This is a genomic window from Sinorhizobium sp. GQ132, assembly GCF_059758575.1.
Genome location: NZ_JCAXDX010000006.1, coordinates 312,687 through 330,336, shown reverse-complemented (window position 1 = coordinate 330,336; position 17,650 = coordinate 312,687). Strand labels below are relative to the sequence as shown.

At 62.6% G+C, this 17,650-nt stretch carries 18 protein-coding genes; 13 read left to right on the top strand and 5 right to left on the bottom strand.

Annotated elements, in window-relative coordinates:
- Window positions 1-152: 152 nt before the first annotated feature.
- The 3 genes from AC6CIG_RS18125 to AC6CIG_RS18115 all read left to right on the top strand — a co-directional run bounded on the left by AC6CIG_RS18125 (window position 153) and on the right by AC6CIG_RS18115 (window position 4,016).
- Complete coding sequence (locus AC6CIG_RS18125; RefSeq protein ID WP_498323243.1) at window positions 153-1,907, top strand: cytochrome c biogenesis protein DipZ; 1,755 nt, start codon at window positions 153-155, stop codon at window positions 1,905-1,907.
- Between the two features lie 178 nt (window positions 1,908-2,085).
- Window positions 2,086-3,132, top strand: a complete 1,047-nt coding sequence (locus AC6CIG_RS18120) for an alpha/beta fold hydrolase (protein WP_498323241.1) — start codon at window positions 2,086-2,088, stop codon at window positions 3,130-3,132.
- Between the two features lie 143 nt (window positions 3,133-3,275).
- Entirely contained in the window at window positions 3,276-4,016 is a 741-nt protein-coding gene (locus tag AC6CIG_RS18115) for a VOC family protein (RefSeq protein ID WP_494297648.1), read from the top strand.
- A gap of 156 nt (window positions 4,017-4,172) precedes the next feature.
- Here AC6CIG_RS18115 and AC6CIG_RS18110 read toward each other — a convergent pair whose 3' ends face one another.
- The 5 genes from AC6CIG_RS18110 to AC6CIG_RS18090 form a co-directional block, all read right to left on the bottom strand.
- Window positions 4,173-5,519, bottom strand: coding sequence for an ATP-binding protein (locus AC6CIG_RS18110; protein ID WP_498323240.1), 1,347 nt, complete (start codon window positions 5,517-5,519; stop codon window positions 4,173-4,175).
- A complete protein-coding gene (locus AC6CIG_RS18105; protein WP_498323238.1) occupies window positions 5,519-6,256 on the bottom strand; it encodes a response regulator in 738 nt (245 codons plus the stop codon). The genes AC6CIG_RS18110 and AC6CIG_RS18105 overlap by 1 nt, the downstream gene beginning before the upstream one ends.
- A 256-nt stretch (window positions 6,257-6,512) precedes the next feature.
- The gene (locus tag AC6CIG_RS18100) at window positions 6,513-6,917 is read right to left on the bottom strand and encodes a cupin domain-containing protein (protein WP_498323236.1); all 405 of its coding nucleotides are present in this window, start codon (window positions 6,915-6,917) and stop codon (window positions 6,513-6,515) included.
- A 186-nt stretch (window positions 6,918-7,103) separates the two neighbouring features.
- Window positions 7,104-7,283 (bottom strand): hypothetical protein, encoded by a 180-nt coding sequence (locus AC6CIG_RS18095; protein WP_324764304.1) that lies wholly within the window; start codon window positions 7,281-7,283, stop codon window positions 7,104-7,106.
- Window positions 7,284-7,652: 369 nt separating this feature from the next.
- Window positions 7,653-8,339 (bottom strand): BON domain-containing protein, encoded by a 687-nt coding sequence (locus AC6CIG_RS18090; protein ID WP_498323235.1) that lies wholly within the window; start codon window positions 8,337-8,339, stop codon window positions 7,653-7,655.
- A gap of 166 nt (window positions 8,340-8,505) precedes the next feature.
- Here AC6CIG_RS18090 and AC6CIG_RS18085 point away from each other — a divergent pair, with 166 nt between their 5' ends.
- The 10 genes from AC6CIG_RS18085 to AC6CIG_RS18040 all read left to right on the top strand — a co-directional run bounded on the left by AC6CIG_RS18085 (window position 8,506) and on the right by AC6CIG_RS18040 (window position 17,597).
- A complete protein-coding gene (locus AC6CIG_RS18085; protein WP_080662009.1) occupies window positions 8,506-8,679 on the top strand; it encodes a hypothetical protein in 174 nt (57 codons plus the stop codon).
- Window positions 8,680-8,835: 156 nt separating this feature from the next.
- The gene (locus AC6CIG_RS18080) at window positions 8,836-9,414 is read left to right on the top strand and encodes a nutrient deprivation-induced protein (RefSeq protein WP_498323233.1); all 579 of its coding nucleotides are present in this window, start codon (window positions 8,836-8,838) and stop codon (window positions 9,412-9,414) included.
- The gene (locus AC6CIG_RS18075; RefSeq protein ID WP_018098028.1) at window positions 9,407-9,826 is read left to right on the top strand and encodes a phage holin family protein; all 420 of its coding nucleotides are present in this window, start codon (window positions 9,407-9,409) and stop codon (window positions 9,824-9,826) included. Before AC6CIG_RS18080 ends, AC6CIG_RS18075 begins: the two co-directional genes overlap by 8 nt.
- Entirely contained in the window at window positions 9,823-10,797 is a 975-nt protein-coding gene (locus AC6CIG_RS18070) for a DUF3618 domain-containing protein (protein WP_498323232.1), read from the top strand. The genes AC6CIG_RS18075 and AC6CIG_RS18070 overlap by 4 nt, the downstream gene beginning before the upstream one ends.
- Window positions 10,798-11,014: 217 nt before the next feature.
- Window positions 11,015-12,019: a LacI family DNA-binding transcriptional regulator gene (locus tag AC6CIG_RS18065; RefSeq protein ID WP_440853930.1), complete on the top strand. Its 1,005-nt coding sequence runs from the start codon at window positions 11,015-11,017 to the stop codon at window positions 12,017-12,019.
- A gap of 59 nt (window positions 12,020-12,078) precedes the next feature.
- Window positions 12,079-13,434: an ABC transporter substrate-binding protein gene (locus tag AC6CIG_RS18060; protein WP_498323230.1), complete on the top strand. Its 1,356-nt coding sequence runs from the start codon at window positions 12,079-12,081 to the stop codon at window positions 13,432-13,434.
- Window positions 13,435-13,494: 60 nt separating this feature from the next.
- The gene (locus AC6CIG_RS18055) at window positions 13,495-14,439 is read left to right on the top strand and encodes a carbohydrate ABC transporter permease (RefSeq protein ID WP_498323229.1); all 945 of its coding nucleotides are present in this window, start codon (window positions 13,495-13,497) and stop codon (window positions 14,437-14,439) included.
- On the top strand, window positions 14,429-15,277 hold the full coding sequence (locus AC6CIG_RS18050; protein WP_275599673.1) for a carbohydrate ABC transporter permease: 849 nt from the start codon (window positions 14,429-14,431) through the stop codon (window positions 15,275-15,277). The genes AC6CIG_RS18055 and AC6CIG_RS18050 overlap by 11 nt, the downstream gene beginning before the upstream one ends.
- Window positions 15,278-15,307: 30 nt before the next feature.
- Complete coding sequence (locus AC6CIG_RS18045) at window positions 15,308-16,504, top strand: glycoside hydrolase family 172 protein (protein WP_498323227.1); 1,197 nt, start codon at window positions 15,308-15,310, stop codon at window positions 16,502-16,504.
- Window position 16,505: 1 nt separating this feature from the next.
- Complete coding sequence (locus tag AC6CIG_RS18040) at window positions 16,506-17,597, top strand: ABC transporter ATP-binding protein (RefSeq protein WP_498323225.1); 1,092 nt, start codon at window positions 16,506-16,508, stop codon at window positions 17,595-17,597.
- The last annotated feature ends 53 nt before the right edge of the window (window positions 17,598-17,650 follow it).

Below are 17,650 nucleotides of genomic sequence, written 5' to 3'. Positions count from 1 at the left end.
GATGCTGCAGAAGGCCCGTGAGGCTTTCTGCACTTCGATACAGATCCCCTCGTTACGAGACACAATCGGGATACCTCGCTCTGGTCCCATGCTCCGCGTGTCAAGCGCGACCGCCGCCGCGAGAGGCGCAGGTCCAATGCAGAGGGACGAAAATGATCCTTTTCACGATAGCTTATCTTGCAGGTGTGCTGACCATCCTCAGCCCCTGCATCCTCCCGGTCTTGCCCTTCGTGTTTTCGCGGGCCGGCCAGCCCTTCGCCAGGAGCGTTCTACCGATGCTCGTCGGCATGGTTCTCACATTCTCGGGCGTGGCAACACTCGCCGCGCTCGGCGGGGACTGGGCGGTGAACGCGAATGTGGCGGGGCGGTATGCGGCGATCGCAGTGCTCGCCGGTTTCGGCGTGACCCTGCTTTCGGCGCGGGCCGCGGCCCTGTTCACTCGTCCGGCCGTCGCACTCGGCAGCCGGCTCTCACAAAGGGTGGCCGGTCAGCAGCCGAGCGTCGGAGCGTCTCTCCTTCTCGGTGTTGCAACCGGGCTTCTTTGGGCGCCCTGCGCGGGCCCAATTCTGGGCCTGGTGCTGACCGGCGCCGCCCTCCATGGTGCGAATGTCGAGACCACGCTTCTGCTGGCGGCCTATGCTACCGGCGCGGCGACTTCGCTCGCCTTGGCCGTTCTTGCCGGGGGGAGAGTTTTTGCGGCGATGAAGCGCTCACTCGGCCTTGGCGAGCGGCTCCGGCAGGGCCTCGGCATTGCCGTACTTGCCGGCGTTGCCGCAATCGCGCTGGGGCTCGATACGGGGCAGCTTGCGCGCCTCTCCTATGCAAGCACCGCAGCCCTGGAGCAGTCGCTCCTCGACCGTGTGCGGGACGATCCCGTCGAGGAGAGGGCGAGCGCGTCAACGGCCGCCGACGGCGAGCGACCGGCCTACCGAAGCGACTTGCCGGTGGAAGGCATGTTCCCGCCGCTGGACGGTGCCGTCGAGTGGGTCAACTCGAAGCCTTTGAGCGTGGAACAGCTGCGCGGCAAGGTCGTGCTCGTCGATTTCTGGACCTACTCCTGCATCAATTGCATCCGTACGATCCCCTATGTCCGCGCCTGGGCCGAGAAGTACCGGGACCAGGGGCTGGTGGTGATCGGCGTGCATGCGCCCGAATTCGCCTTCGAAAAGCGCATCGACAACGTCAAGCGCGCAGTGACGGACTTCGATATCCGCTATCCCGTTGCGATCGACAACGATTTCGCGATCTGGCGCGCCTTCGGCAACAGCTACTGGCCGGCGCACTATTTCATCGATGCAGAAGGGCGGATCAGACACCATCACTTCGGTGAGGGCGATTATGCGCGGTCGGAGCGCGTCATACAGGAGCTGCTCGCGGAAGCGGCAGAGAGTAGCCGGAGCGACAGTGGTTTCGTGCGGCCGGATGCGACGGGCGCCGAAGCCGCGCCCGATCTCGCCCACCTCCAGTCGGGCGAGGATTATGTCGGCTACATGCGCGCTTCGAACTTCGTGTCGCCGGAGCGTGTCGCAGCCGATGCGGCGCGCGATTATACCGCCGGCAAGCCTCGGCTCAATCAATGGAGTCTCGCCGGCAACTGGACGGTTGGTGCAGAGCAGGCGACACTCAATCGGGCCGGGGGCGCAATCACCTACAGGTTCAGCGCGCGCGATCTGCACCTTGTCCTCGGCCCTGGGAAAAACGGCGGCAGGGTGCGCTTTCAGGTGAAAGTCGACGGTGCAGCACCGGGCCCGGATCACGGTTCGGACATCAATTCCGACGGCAATGGAACGGTGGGCGAGACGCGCCTCTATCAGCTCGTAAGGCAGTCGGGAGAAGTGCGCGAACGGACGTTCGAGATACGCTTTCTCGATCCCGGCGTCGAAGCCTTCGTTTTTACATTCGGATGAAAGAAGAGAGGAGCGCGCGCGTCGGTGCCGTGAGGTCTGGCGCGCGTGAATTGTAGCCTACTGTATCGACGGCCGTGAAACGGTACACGGGCTTTCAATTGCGGTCGGGCGGGCTCACATTCGAGATACATCACCATCGCATTTCACGGCTGTGGTTCACACTATCCGGAGAAGTTCGATGACAGGGGAATTCAATCTGCGGCGGCGGCGGTTCATGGGAGTGGCGGCATTGACCGTCGCTGCGGCGCATTTCGGCGTTGGACGCGGCGCCCTCGCAAAATCAACGAGCGAGGCTCGCATTCCGGCGACAGCGCCGGGGACCAATACATCTTTCGCTAAGATCAGGCAGATCGACGCGGGTGTCCTCAACATCGGGTATGCCGAGGCGGGCGCGAGCGATGCGCCCGTGGTCATCCTGCTGCATGGCTGGCCCTATGACATCCACACCTATGTCGATGTGGCGCCCCTGCTCGCGACGGCGGGCTACCGGGTGGTCGTTCCTTATCTGCGTGGCTACGGCACGACGCGATTTTTATCCCCCGACACACCGCGCAACGGCCAGCAGGCGGCGATCGCCGCCGACATCGTCGCCCTGATGGATGCGCTCGGCATCGAGAAGGCCGTCATCGCCGGCTGCGATTGGGGCGCACGCACCGCCAATATCGTCGCCGCACTCTGGCCGGAGCGCTGCAAGGCATTGGTTTCGGTGAGCGGCTATCTGATCGGCAGCCGTGAAACCAATAAAAAGCCTTTGCCGCCGAAGGCGGAGCTTGCCTGGTGGTACCAGTTCTACTTCGCCACGGAGCGCGGGCGCGCGGGCTACGAACAGTACCGGAAGGAGTTCGCGAAGCTCATCTGGCAGCTCGCATCGCCGAAATGGGGTTTCGACGACGCCACCTTCAATCGAAGCGCTGAGGCCTTGGACAACCCGGATCATGTCGACATCACCATCAATAATTACCGCTGGCGGATCGGCCTTGCCGACGGCGAGCGCAAATATGATGGGCTGGAAGCCCGGCTTGCCGAACTGCCGGTGATCGGTGTTCCGACGATCACCCTGGAAGGCGATGCCAATGGCGCTCCGCATCCGGAGCCCGCGGCCTATGCCAAGAAGTTCTCCGGCAAGTACGAGCACCGGCTGATCTCGGGCGGTATCGGTCACAACCTGCCGCAGGAAGCCCCACAGGCTTTTGCCCAGGCGGTCGTCGACGTCGATCGTTTCTGATCGCTTTCGCCTGCGGAGCAATGTCCTCGTATCGAACTGTATCCGCCGGCGGTCCCGTGCGGATTGGCTTACAAATTCCGCCCCTTGCGAAACATCCCATACACGTGCGGGGCGGCATATGTGTCTCGACAGTCGGACGAGGCATGCAGCTTCCGTCCCGCATCGTCAACCAAGAAGGCACATGGCGCCTTGCGCCTCCCAGACAAGAGGAAAATGACATGACCACCGCAATCAATAGCGAAAGAGCCCGGCCGGTCGATATGAAGCTCGAAGTTATCGTCGTACCCGTGTCGGATGTCGATCGCGCAAAGGAATTCTACGCGAGCCTCGGCTGGAGGCTCGACGCCGACTTTGCCGGTGCCGACGACTACCGCGTGATACAGTTTACCCCGCCCGGATCGGGTGCCTCGGTCATCTTCGGAAGGCATGTGACCGATGCGGAACCGGGGTCTGCGCAGGGATTGTACCTCATCGTTTCCGACATCGAGGCCGCCCGCGAGGAGTTGCGCGGCCGCGGCGTCGATATCAGCGAGGTGTTCCATGCGGGCGACGTGAATGCCGGGAGCGACGAACCGTATCTGTTCGGAACGCATCGTGTCGACGGCCCTGATCCCGAGCGCCGCAGCTATCGCTCCTACGCTTCGTTCCGCGATCCGGACGGCAATGGCTGGCTTTTCCAGGAGGTCACCACGCGATTGCCCGGCCGCGTCGACGCGGACGCGACGGCGTTCGGTTCGGCCGCCGATCTCGCAGCCGCGTTCCGCCGCGCCGAAGCAGCCCACGGCGAGTACGAAAAGCAGCTCGGACACCGGGACGAAGACTGGCCCATCTGGTACGCCGATTACATTGTCCGGGAGCAGTCCGGCGAGCCGCAGCCGGCCTGAGACACTGCAGCCTGAAATGATCATGCATAACGGGGCGGTCCAGACCGCCCCGTTCGTTTGGTAAGCTGCCCGTCTCGCGGATCAGACGGGGTCGATAGCTCCTCAGGCAGCCCTTGGAGCACTTCCGGGAAGTGCGTCGTTTCAAAGGTGAGCGTTTCACTGTTTTGATGAAACAGTGAAACGCTCCAGGGAAAGCTCCGCGGCAAGGCCGCCGCCGTCGCGGTTGCGCAAGGTCAGGGAGCCGCCGATGACCGTCGCGAGCTGTTGGGCGATTGCGAGGCCGAGCCCGGTCCCGCCCGTATCCCGGCTGCGTGATTGCTCCAGGCGGAAGAAGGGCTGCAGAACCGCTTCGAGCTGGTCTTCCGGAATGCCGGGACCGCGATCGAGGACGTTTATGGTCACTGTGCCCTCGGGACGGCGCTGAACCTCGATCTCGGCGCTGCCCCCGAACTTCAGCGCATTGTCGATCAGGTTGGTGAGAATCCGTCTCAAGGCGTGCGGCCGGGTCAAGATTGCGCCGTCCGCCAATTTGCCGAAAGTGACGGCCTTGCCGGTATCCTGATAATCATAGGCCAAACTCTCGATGAACGAGGCGAGATCGATGCGGGTAGCCTTTTCGTCCTTGCCGTGGGCGCTGCGTGCATAGGCGACACCTTCCCTGACGAGACGTTCGACCTCGTCCAGATCCCTCATCAGCTTGTCTCTCTCGATGGACGCTTCGGCCATTTCCGCTCGGAGTTTCATCCGTGTGATCGGTGTTTGCAGGTCATGCGAGATCGCGGCCAGTATCTGCACGCGCTCCTCCAGATACTGCGCGATGCGATCCCGCATCGCATTGAATGCCGTCGCCGCATAGGCGACTTCCCTCGGTCCGGTCTCGCTGAGGCGCGGCGTCTTGCTGTTCGGATCGAGCGTGTCGGCGGCCTTCGCCAGATCCGCGAGCGGGCGGGTGGCCTGCCGCACTGCCAACCAGCTGCACAGGACCAGAAGGGAAAGCTGAGCGACGAGAACGTAAGGCAGCCAGTCGGCAACCGGCATGACGCCCCTTGGCGTGACGTCTATCGTCAGCGGCTCGCCATCGCTCAAGCGAAGATGCGCCTGAAGACGGCGGACGCCGCCGGGGATGGATTCGACCTCGATCGGATATTTCGCACCGATTGCAGCCCGGACCTTGTCGGCGACCTCGGCGTCGGCCTCATTGAGCACGGGACTGCCGGGCATGCCCGGCCCCAGGACGAAGCGGTAGGATCCGCGAGCGAGCCGGCCCAGCCAGGCGGCGCGTTCGCTCGCGGGGAGCCGGTCGAGAATGGCGATAGACGTCGCGACGTCGGTTTCGAGCGTATTGAACATCACCGACCTGGCGGCGATGTAGCGTTCCGAGAACAGAACCGCAAAGGACATGGCGTGGGCGACCGCCAAGCCGGCGAGAAGGATAACGAAAAGCCGCGCCCTGAGTGTGCGCGGCCACAAGTGAATACCATGGAGAATCGACCGCGCCGCCATCAGCGGGGCTCCACGATCTCGACCGGCACCGAAAAAACATAGCCTTCGCTGCGGACGGTCTTGATATAGGTCGGCTCCCGGGCATCGTCGCCGAGCCGCTGGCGAACCCGGCTGACCAGGAGATCAATCGATCGGTCGAAGAGTTCGGCCTCGCGCCCCTGTGTGAGGTTGAGGAGCTGATCGCGGTTGAGGACGCGCTGGGGGTGATCGACGAAGACGCGCAGCAGCCGGTATTCGGCGCCGCTGAGCGCGATCGCAGTACCGTCCGCATCGATGAGATGCCTTGCCGTCGTGTCGAGCCTCCATTGGCCGAAACGCAACAGCTGACCTGCCTCCGAGACCTGCAGGTTCGCTGGCAGCATTCGCGCGCGCCGCAGGACCGCCTTGATGCGGGCGAGCAGTTCGCGCGCCGAGAACGGTTTGGCGATATAGTCGTCGGCGCCCATTTCCAGCCCGAGGATGCGGTCCATCTCGTCCGAGCGGGCGGTCAGCATGACGATGGGCGTCGCCTTGTGTCTGCCGACACGCAGTTCGCGGCTCAAGACGAGGCCGTCGTCGCCCGGCATCATCAGATCGAGAATGATCAGATCGACCGTATTCGCCTCCAGGAAGGTCCGCATCTGCCGCCCGTCGGCGACGGCGGTCACGCGCAAACCGTTCTTCTTCAGGTAAGCCGACACAAGCTCGCGGATTTCCCGATCGTCATCGACGATCAGGATGTGATCGATGTGCTCCATGGCAAGACACCCCTTTGACCGCCATTTCTTATCAGAACGAGAATACCGTGACAGCAGTATTCACCGGCTCATGCCTGTGCCGTAATGCGGGGGTCGACGCAAGGACCGGAAAGCGGCACGCAGCTCGGCGCCGAAGAGATCCGGCCCTCCCCACGCGGCGAAATGTCCGCCTCTGTCCACGTGTTTGAGACCGGGGGGAGAGCACGGAGCCGCCGGTTGTTGTCGCGCCGCGGTTCTCGGCATCCATGACGGACGCTCACTTGGCCGGAACGACGAGCGGGGAGCCTTTTTCGACGATGTATGTCGCGAGTTCCGATGCCTTGCCGCTGCCGACATTCTTCGCGAGATGAGCCACCCCGGCCGGAATGAACAGGGCATCGCCGGCATGAAGCGTGACCGGCGCTCTCCCCTCGATCTGATATTCCAGCGAGCCTTCGAGCACATAGGCCACCTCTTCGCCCGGATGGGAGTGCTTGATGGAGACGGCACCGGGATCGAAGTCGACGCGCACCTGGATCGTTTCGCGGCCCGGCTGGCCGAGATCGTGCTGCAAGAGATCGGTGCGGTGAAGTCCCGCCTGTTGTGCTTTGGCCGCTTGCAATGCCAATCCGCTTCCAACGACCAGCAGCGCGGCCGCCAGTATCCGAGACGTCTTCTTCATAGAGGTCATCCTTTCCGCTTTGGCAGAGGCTCGTCCTCGATGCCAGTGCGGTTATTTGAACGACCGCGTGTATTGACGATGTGTCGGCCGGGCGGGACTTTTGTAACGGCATGTGTCTGCGGCGAGGCGTCGGCCTTCGCCGCACGACGCCGACGAGGGCCACGCCTATTCGCCAGCCCGCCTGCATCAAATCCTGTCGAGGCTCCGCCAGGGCGCCTGGCGGTCGAGGATGGTGGATCCGGGGCACCAGGTCGACGAGCGGTTCCATGGGCTCGCTTGCTGGCGCCACAGAGGACCGAACCACAGAAGCACGAGCGCCGCTCCCAGCGGGAGGGCGGGGATCGCGATGAACAATGCCGTTTGCATAAGCTTTGTCGGTCACGCGGGGGTGACCGCTCCTATCGGCCGTTGTGCGGCCTCTCGATTCTTACAACCGGATGGTCCTAAGAAAGTTCCTTGCAGTGCACATGCTCGCCGGGGCGGCTGCAAAGTCTTCGATGCGAGCAGATGGGGGAAGTTTTTACGCCATGAACTGTCGGGCGCCTTGTTCGTTGATCCGGTTGTGCGGAACGATTCATTCAGGCCGAAGGTAAGGTGGCCTCCGGAGGTGTCGCCGATGAGAGCCATCGACGACCATCTCGGGTCGCTGCCGCTTTAGCCATTGATTAAGCACACTCCCGGACGGAAGACCGATACACACTTTTCCCGGAAGAGCCGTTGCTCCGGATCCCTGCCTCAAGCGATGTTGCGGTCGGTGTTGCCGGCATTCCAGCCGGGTGATCCTCCAGATGGGCGGATGCGAAGGCTGTTCTGGACATGCTTCACGCCGGAGACGGCCTCGGCGCAGTCCTCGGCGCGGCGTTTGGCCCATTTGGAATCGACCAAACCGCTCAGTTGGACTTCGCCATTGGTGACCGAGACCGCGATATCGGAGGCGTCGAGCATTCCGTCGTCGCTCAGGCGATCGCTCACATCTTCCTGGATGCGGGTGTCCGAACGGATGTAGCCCTTGGGACCTTTGCCGCGATGCTGGTCCATCTCGCGTCTGCGCTCGGCGCCCTCGTCGTCCAACCAGGACGCGACTTCGTCGCTGGCGCGTTCGAGAAAGCCGCGCTCCCCGTAGCCCCTGCCAAGACGGGGATAGTCCTCGCCATAGTCGCCGTCGCGGTAGAAGCCTCCACCGCCGAAGTGACCTGGACCGTATGCGCGTTCCCGTTCCCAGCTGTCATCGCGGCCGCGATATGTGCCGGAGCGGCCCGGCTCGTTACCGGCAAAATACTCCGAGCTCTCGTAGTCCGTAAGCCGCGGACCGGCAGTCAAGGCGCGGCGCCTCTCGTCCTCGTAGGATTGGCCGCGCCGGCGCCGGTCCGATTCGGGATAGCTCTCGTAGACGTCGCGGCTCCAGCTCCTGTTCCTGGCCATGATCTCCTCCTTGGCTTGGTTCGTCGAACGTCGGTCAAACCCGCGAGCAGACGCTCGGTTCCGGCGCAGTGAGCGCTCCGGCACAGGCCCGGGCATGTCGCGGAAACAGGACCGCCCGGAACCTTCGGCGGCCGACACAGTTGGCTGCATTTGAGGAGATACGACGATGTTGACGAACTATTTCTGGCTTTTTGTCACCGGCGGTGGCGCCTTCATACTCGGCGCTGCGGTCGCCTATGCCATTCTGAAGCAGAGGCCGCTCTCGCGTGCCGAAAAGCAGGCGCAGAAGCGCAAGGTCGAGGAACTTTACGAACAGTCGCCGGAGAACCGACCCCGCTGATCGCCGGGCGGCGAGATGGCTGCAACGGGAGGCTTCCTGAACGAGCGAAGCACGCAAGGGGAAGGCCTGCGGTGCTTTGCAGGGAACAAGGCTCCAAATGGCTCGTTTGATTGCGTAGACGATAACGATCCCCGTTATGCATGGGAGGAACCGACAATGACCAATGACACAAGCGGCCGCGGGTCCGGCGATCCCTTGGGCAGGCCTTTGACGTCCGCGCAAGGCATCGAGCGCGTGAGCGGCGTGCAAGCTGGTGACACCGGCGGACAGGGGGAGGCGGGTGACCGCAGCCTCGAGAACGCCGTGCGTGAAGACGTGAACGAGTTCAAAGAGTTCGCCAGTGAACAGACGGATCAGGCAAAGGCGGCGGTCGGCCGCGCCGTGGAAGATGAGAAAAACGTGGCAGCACGCCAGTTGAGCGGTGTTGCTGACGCACTCGAGAAGGTCGGAAACGAACTCGAACAATCGGATCAACGGGCCATCGGCCGCTATGCAAAGCAGATCGGCACGTCGCTCCAGGGCTTCGCACGCAAGGCAGAGGGCCGCAATCTTGGCGAGATCGCCGGAATGGTTGAAGATTTCGGCCGAAAGCAGCCACTCGCCTTCCTCGGCATGGCCGCGATCGCAGGATTGGCCGCAAGTCGGTTCCTCACCGCTTCGCCTCCACGCCGCGACGGACGGGATGCTTCGGGACGGACCCGTCAATCAAGCGAGAAGGAACGCTATAATGGCTAATCATCGGGACGAGCGCCCCCTGACGGAACTGATGACCGGTCTGGTGGCGGATATATCCGGTCTTTTCCGGAAGGAAATTGACCTCGCGAAAGCCGAGGCATCCGAGAATCTCAATCGGGCGGTCGGCAGCCTCGAGACGCTGCTCGTCGGGCTGATCTTTGCCATAGGCGCAGTCGGCGTGCTGCTGAGTGCCGTCGTCCAGGGTCTGGGCGCCTTCCTCGTGGCTCAGGGCATGACCGAAGCGAATGCCGATGCGTTGTCGGCGGCCATCGTCGGCGTGGTTGTCGCCTTGCTTGCCTGGGTGATGATTTCGCGCGGCCTCTCAGCGCTCAAGGGCAGCAGCATCCAGTTCGATCGGACGGCCGCCTCCCTGCAGCGCGACGCGAACGTGGTGAAGGAGAGACTGCAATGAACGATTCCGCACACACCCACTCCGCTGCCGAACTGCAGCGCGAAATAGAGGCCGATCGCCAGCGAATCGAGGAAAAGCTCCACGAAATTCAGGAGCGCATGTCGCCGGGAGAACTAATGGACGAACTGCTCGAATATGCAAAAACGAGCGGCGGATCCGAATATCTGAGCAATCTCGGCGTGGCGTTCAAGTCAAACCCGATCCCGGTTGCCCTGATGGGGGTAAGCCTCGCCTGGCTGATCGCCAACCCCGCCTCGCGCGCGCCGCGGCACGGGGAGGGGAATGACGATGCGGATGATTACCCGCTTGCACCCGTAACGGGCTCCGTCCGGAGAGTGGGTCCGGTGGAGGCGAGCTTCGGCGAGCGCTACAGTCACTTCACGGATGAAAGCGGCAGCCGCTTCCGCGCCCTGACGGACGATGCCGGCCGGCGGGCCGGGCACTTCGTCGACCCGGCCGGGAAGATCTATCGCGGCTTTACCGACGCGGCAGGCAAGCAGATCGAAGATATCAGGGACGAGACCGGCGCCCTGTTCGACGAGGCGTCCGGCTGGGCGTCCCGGACGTGGAGACAGGTGAGCGCCGCGGCGGGCCGTATGTCCGATTCGGTGACGGGAGCCGGCAGATCTCTCGCCGGCAGCATGCAGGGTGCCGGCCGGTCGCTCGAAGAACAGGGCGCGCAGCTCAACGCCGCCATCTTGAGGCATTTCCGCGACCAGCCGCTTGTCGGCGGAGCGCTCGCCTTTGCCGTCGGTGCGGCAATCGGGGCGGCGCTGCCCCACAGCGAGGCCGAGGACGAGGCACTGGGCGAAATGGCGGAGGATGTGCGGTCCAATCTCGCGGCCAGGGCGAATGCCGGCGTGGCGCAAGCCATGGAGGCCGGGCAGGAAATCCTCGACAAGGCCGGCGATGCGGCGCTGGAAGTGCATGACGCGGCCAAGGATCGCCTGCAGCAGTCGGTCCGGGAGTAATCTCTCTCGCAGCGATTAGTCGTTCTAAATTGCCGGAGCGTTTCAGGAACACTGAAACGCTCCGTTGTTGAATCTTCCCGGACAGCAGCCTCCCATACCTACAGATCTGCGCGCTTTTGGCAGCCAGCCGCTTCGCGTCGATGTGCCGCAAATCGTTTTGCAAATCGATTTGAAAAACGATTTGCAAAACGATTTATCCTCTATTATTCATTGAGGCATGACAACGATTGCCAAGGTAGCGAAACGAGCGGGCGTATCTCTGACAACGGTCTCGCACGTGCTGAATCATGCGGACCGTGTTTCGGCGGAAATGCGTCGAAGGGTGGAAGTCGCGATAGCGGAGCTCGGTTACGTGCCGAACCCCCAGGCGCAGAGCCTGCGCACTGGGCGGACCAATCTCGTCGCAATGCTGATCCCGGATATTCGCAACCCCTTCTATCCGGAACTCGTAAAGGCGGCCCAATCGGATCTCCAGGCGACGGGGCTGGATCTTCTGATCTTCAACACCGACGTTCCCGGCGGTCACTCGCAGGAGCATAGTCAGCAGTATCTGAGGCATATACGAAACCGCCGGATTGACGGGTTGATCGTGGGCGACTTTGCCCTGCATGACATGCACGACGCATTGATCGGCATAGACGTCCCCACCGTCTTTATCGGTGACCTGCCGAATGCAGCCGTCGACAGCGTCAAGATCGACGATTTCGGCGGCGGTTATCAGATGGGCGCCTACCTTGCGAAGAAAGGCCACAAGCGCATCGCCCATGTCACCGGTCCGTCTTTCTTTGCCGAGGCCATGGCACGAGCGGCGGGCTTCGAACAGGGTCTGCGCGATCACGGCGTGGAACCGCTCGCCGAACTGCGGCGCGAGGGCACCTATCTTAGCCCGTCGGGCCAGGAAGCCGTAGAATGGCTGCTGGCGAGCACTGGGGACCACCTGCCTTCAGTCGTCTTTTTCGGCAATTATCTCATGGCGGCGGGGGCTATCGCCGAATTCCATGACCGCGGCGTCCGCATTCCCGACGACGTTGCGATTGCCGTTTTCGGCGACCAGCCCCAGCTCGAATATGTGCGGCCTCGGATCGCGCGTGTCGGCAACACCCCTTCGCTGCTCGCGCATCGAGCAACCGCCATGCTGCTCGAACGGTTGTCGGGCGAGTATTCAGGGTCGCCCCGCTCGGAGGTGATCCCCTGCATCCTTCACGCCTTCGATACGGCGTAAGGCGAAGCCGTCCTCCGGAGAGGAGCCGGGGGCGTTTACCAGCAAAACGGGAGGAATTAATGAGTGACAGAGAGAAGGTTTTTCCGACACTGACCCGCCGCGGCCTGCTGAAGGGCGGTGCGGCTGTTGCCGGCGGTGTCGTCGGCCTCGGCGGATTTCCCTACATCAACCGCCTGGCCGTACGGGCCCAGGAAGCACCGCTGAAATTCTGGCAGTTTTACGCACCCGGCGGTCCGGTAGCGAGCCAGGTCGCATGGTTCGAGAAGACGGTTGCCGATTGGAACGACAGCCACCCGCAGAAGATCGAACTCGAATTCATTCCGAACTCCGAATACATCAGTGGCCCGAAACTGGCGACTGCGTTTGCCTCCGGCGAGGGACCTGACATCTTCATCATCTCGCCGGGTGACTTCCTGCGCTACTATAATGGCGGCGTCCTCAAGGATCTGACCCCCTTCATCGATGACGAGGCGAAGGCGGACTTCCCCGAAAGCGTCATCGCCAACCGCATGGTGGACGGCAAGATCTTCGGCATCCCGATGGAAGTCGAGCCGATGGCGATGTACTATTCGGTCAAGGCTTTCGAGGAGGCCGGCCTCAACGAGAACGATGTCCCCAAGACATGGGAGGCGTTGCTGGAGGTGGCCAAGAAGCTCACGACTCCGGAGCGCTTCGGAGTGATGTTCGAGACCCAGCCGGGATACTACCAGAACTTCACGTGGTATCCCTTCCTTTGGCAGGGCGGCGGCGAATTCCAGACGGCCGACGGCAAGAGCAGCTTCGATTCGCCGGCAACGGTGCAAGCGCTCAAATTCTGGCAGGACGCGATCAACAGTGGGGCGGCGCCCCGCCAGATCATGGGTGCGGGCGGGCACGACACCATCGCGAACCTCGCATCCGGCTATGTCGCCATGCAGAATGTCGGCATCTGGGGCATTTCACAGCTTCAGAGCAATGCCAAGGACTTCCAGTATGGCGTCTTCCCGTTGCCCACGCCGCCAAACGGCAAATATGTGACCGTAGGCGGTGGATGGGCATTCGTCGCCAATGCAAATGGCCGCAACTCCGACGCGGCGGGCGAATTCTGCGCCTGGGCCCTCGCCTCCATGGATCAGGGCTCTGTCGACCGGGTCGCCAATTGGTGCACCAAGGGCAAATCGGACATGCCGCCGCGCAACAGCGCGCTGAAGAGTGGCGGCGGAGCCTTCTCGACGGGTATGATCGGTAAATTCGCCGAGGAGATCCATCCCGGGACCCGGGCCGAGCCGCGCGTTCCGCCGGAGGTGTACAAGATCATCTCCGACGCGATCCAGCAGACGCAGCTGGGCGGCGCCGATCCGCAAACGACGGCGACGGCCGCCTCTCAGCAGCTCGACGCGTTTCTCGCGAGCTATCAAGGCGCGCCGATCCTTTGATGACGGCCACACCGGCGGCCGCAACGGATGCGGCCGCCTCAGCAAGCTGGACATGATGCCATGACAATCATTGCCGAAACGGCCGCGCGGCGCAGGCACGCCGGGCGAACCCGCCTTTCCGCCAAGCATCGCGAATGGATCGCGGGCTATCTTTTCGTGTTGCCCGATGCGCTGGGGCTATTCATTTTTCTCGGCGTCCCGATGGCGCTGTCCCTCGTGCTCAGCGTCTTCGAGGTCAACGGTTTCGGCGGTTACTCCTTTGTCGGCGCCAGGAATTACCTTCGCATGTGGAACGACCCGCTGTTCTGGAAGGGCGCGAGGGTCACCGCGCTCTACGCGATCATGCTGGTCCCGCTACTCTACGTATGCGGGCTGGGCCTTGCCCTTCTCGTCCAGCGCACCGATCGCTTCAACGCGATCATGCGTTCGATGTTCTTTGCACCGCACATGGTCAGCCTCGTCGTGGTCGCGCTCGTTTGGCAATTCATGGTCGTCGACAAGATCGGCGTGGTCAGCAGACTGACCGCCGCTCTCGACATTGGCGGCATCTCCCTCCTCGGCGATCCCAACTTCGCGCTGATCACCATCGTCCTTGTCAGCGTCTGGTTCCTGATGGGATTCTACATGCTGATCTTCCTCGGCGGCCTGCAAGACATTCCCCGCCAATATTACGAGGCGGCGATGATCGACGGGGCAGGCGCCATCGCCCGGTTCTGGTTCATCACGCTGCCGCTTCTCAAGCCCACGAGCTTTTTCGTGATCATGGTGTCCATGGTCGCGGCAGTCGCTGGCGCGCAGGCCTTCGACATCATCTACGTCATGACCAAGGGCGGGCCTGCGAACGCGACGTCGGTACTGATCGTCTATATCTATCAGCAGGCTTTCGGTTTCGGCGCCTTCGGCTACGCGGCTGCCATGGCCTCCATCCTGGTTGTGGCGCTGATGATCGTGACGGCTGTTTTCTTTGCTCTTACGCGGGCAGGACGGTTCCATCATGAGCAGTAAGCGCCCCCAGCCTTTTTTCTCCCGATCGCAGGTGACGCTGGTCCGCGGCCTCTGGATGGTGGTGACCGCCATACTCGCCTTCATGACGCTCTTTCCGCTCCTCTGGATGGTGTCGATCGCCTTCAAGCCGGCCGCCGAGTCGTTTTCTTCGAACCTCATTCCGCAGGCACCGACGCTAGACAATTTCATCTATGTGCTGACCGGCGTTCCGTTCATCCGCTACATGGCCAACAGCTTCCTCGTGTCCGCCACGGTCACGATCGTGGCGCTGTTCTTCCACACCATGGCCGGCTATGCGCTGGCGCGGCTGAGATTTCCCGGCCGAGAGGTGATGTTTCTCTCGATCTTCTCGACGTTCCTGGTCTCGCTGCCGGTGATCATCGTGCCGCTCTTCGTCATCGTCAAAGCCATGGGCATGCTCAACTCCTATGCAGGATTGATCATCCCGGCGATTTTCAACGCCTTCGGCATCTTCCTTCTCAGGCAGTACTATCTGTCGCTGCCCAAGGAGATCGAGGAAGCCGCGCGCATCGACGGCGCGGGTTACTGGCGGATCTACTGGAGCGTCATCCTCCCACTCAGCCGCCCTATCATGTCGGCACTGGCGATCCTGTTTTTCCTGGCCAACTGGAATTCCTTCCTGTGGCCGCTCACCATCACATCGGACCCCGATCTCTGGGTCGTCCAACTCGGGATTGCGAATTTCAAGAGCCAGTATTCGGCATCCTGGAACTACATGATGGCCGCTTCCACGATCGTCGCCATCCCGACCCTCATCCTTTTCGTGATCTTCCAGAGGCAGATCATGGATTCCCTCAAGACCAGCGGACTCAAGTGAGCTGCGAGCGATTACACAGGAGCAATTCGAATGACCAATGCCGGCCTCTCGCCCCTTCGCGGTCTCGCGAAGCTGCGCAAAGCGAAGACGCGCCGCTTCTCCAGCCATGACCGCACCGGCGGCAACGACGACAGGCTGCACATCGAACCCGGCAAGACGGTGGTGATCGGCGAATATGAAGGCGCCGGCATCATCACCCATATCTGGGCGACGCTCGCATGCGAGAGCGAGGACTTCCTGCGCAAGATCGTGCTCAGGGCCTACTGGGACGGTGAAACGGAGCCGAGCATCGAAGCGCCTGTCGGCGACTTCTTCGGCATGGGCCACGCCCGCACCGCCAATTATGCAAGCCTGCCGATGCAGGCGAGCCCGGAGGACGGCAAGGCCTTCAACTGCTACTTCCCCATGCCCTTCGGCTCGCAAATGAAGTTCACCATCACCAACGAGGCGGAACACGACCTCCTCTTCTACTACTACATCGATCTCGAGCTTCACGATGTCCTCGAAGAGGACATGGGCCGCTTCCACGCACATTACCGCCAGGCACGGCCGGCGGGTATGAGCGAAGCCGGGCTGACAAACGAACAGTTTCTTTTCGGCGGCGAGAACGTCGATGGTCAGGAGAACTACACGATCCTCGAGGCCGAAGGGCGCGGCCATTACGTCGGCGTACTCTACAGCGTTTATTCGCGGCGCCGTTCCGAGGTTTGGGATTGGTATGGCGAAGGCGACGACATGATCTTCATCGATGGCGAGCAGGGACTGTCGGTACCGGATACGGTGCGCAAGCCCGATCCCCGCATCGGTCCGAAGGCGGCGTTGATCGAACCGCGGCCGGAGTCCGAACCAGGTGCCAACGACGCCTGGCCGCCGACCCTGCACGGCACGGGCACGGAAGACTATTTCAACACCGCCTGGTGCCCCACCCAGGATTATAGCGCGCCCTACCACGGCATCATCGCGGCCGGCGGCCCCAATTGGACCGAACCTGTCACGCTCTACCGCTGGCACATCGAAGATCCCGCCATCTTCCACAAGGCCATTCGGGTGACCATCGAGCGGGGCCATGCCAACCGCCGCGGCGACGATATCTCCTCCGTCGCCTTCTGGTACCAGGCAGAGCCGCATAAGCCCTTCGGCAAGTTCCCCGATGTTGCGGACCGGATACCGGCTTATCGCCGCCCGTTCCACAACATGGAAGCGGCGATGAAAAAGGCGAGAGGCTGAGATGGCCAGCGTTGAAATAAGGAATGTGGTCAAGCGCTTTGGTGCGCTGGAAGTCGTTCATGGTGTCTCGGCAGAGATCGCCGACGGCGAATTCGTCGCGTTGGTCGGACCGTCGGGCTGCGGCAAGTCCACCCTTTTGCGGATGATCGCGGGCCTGGAGGAAATCTCCGACGGAGCGGTCGTGATCGGAGGAGATATCGTCAACGAGGTCGCTCCGAAGGACCGCAACATCTCGATGGTCTTCCAGAACTATGCGCTCTACCCGCACATGACCGTTGCCGAGAACATGGCGTTCGCGCTTCGCTTGGCCCGCCTCCCCAAGGACGAGCAGAAGAGAAAGGTGGGCGAAGCGGCTACCATGCTTGGCCTCGACGGCCTGCTTGAACGCTATCCGGGACAGCTCTCCGGCGGCCAGCGCCAGCGCGTCGCCATGGGCCGGGCCATCGTCCGCCGCCCTGAAGTCTTCCTGTTCGACGAACCTCTCTCCAATCTCGACGCAAAGCTCCGAGTGCAGATGCGTGCCGAGATCAAAGGTCTGCACCAGCGCCTGCGCACCACCAGCATCTACGTGACGCACGACCAGATCGAAGCCATGACGATGGCCGACCGCATCGTCGTCATGCGCGACGGCAATGTCGAGCAGATCGGGACGCCGCTTGAGATTTTCGACTATCCTCGCAATCTCTTCGTCGCGAGCTTCATCGGCAGTCCCTCGATGAACTTCATCGAGGGCGAGGTCGTTGACGGCACGTTCCGGGCGCCCGGCGACATCGTCATTCCTGCTCCCGATCTGTCTCACAAGGGGCCGGCCGTCGCGGGAATAAGGCCGAACAAGCTGCACATCGGCGCTAACGGCCCCTCCGCCAAGGTGCTGATCGTGGAACCGACGGGCGACGAAACACATCTTTTGGTGGAGCTTGGCGGAGCGCAACTGGCGATGTTGCTTCGCGAACGCACCAGCCTCGCGCCCGGTGACCGGATCGGTCTCGACCTCGCCTCCGCTGATATTCACTTCTTCGACGCTCATACCACCCTGCGGCTTGGAGCACATCCAGGAGAAGTGGAAAACGGTTTTCCGTCCGCTAGTGCGTAGAGCCGGCCGCTTGACCTCGCCGCGAGTGGCGCCGGTCAGCCCCGGGGCCCGAC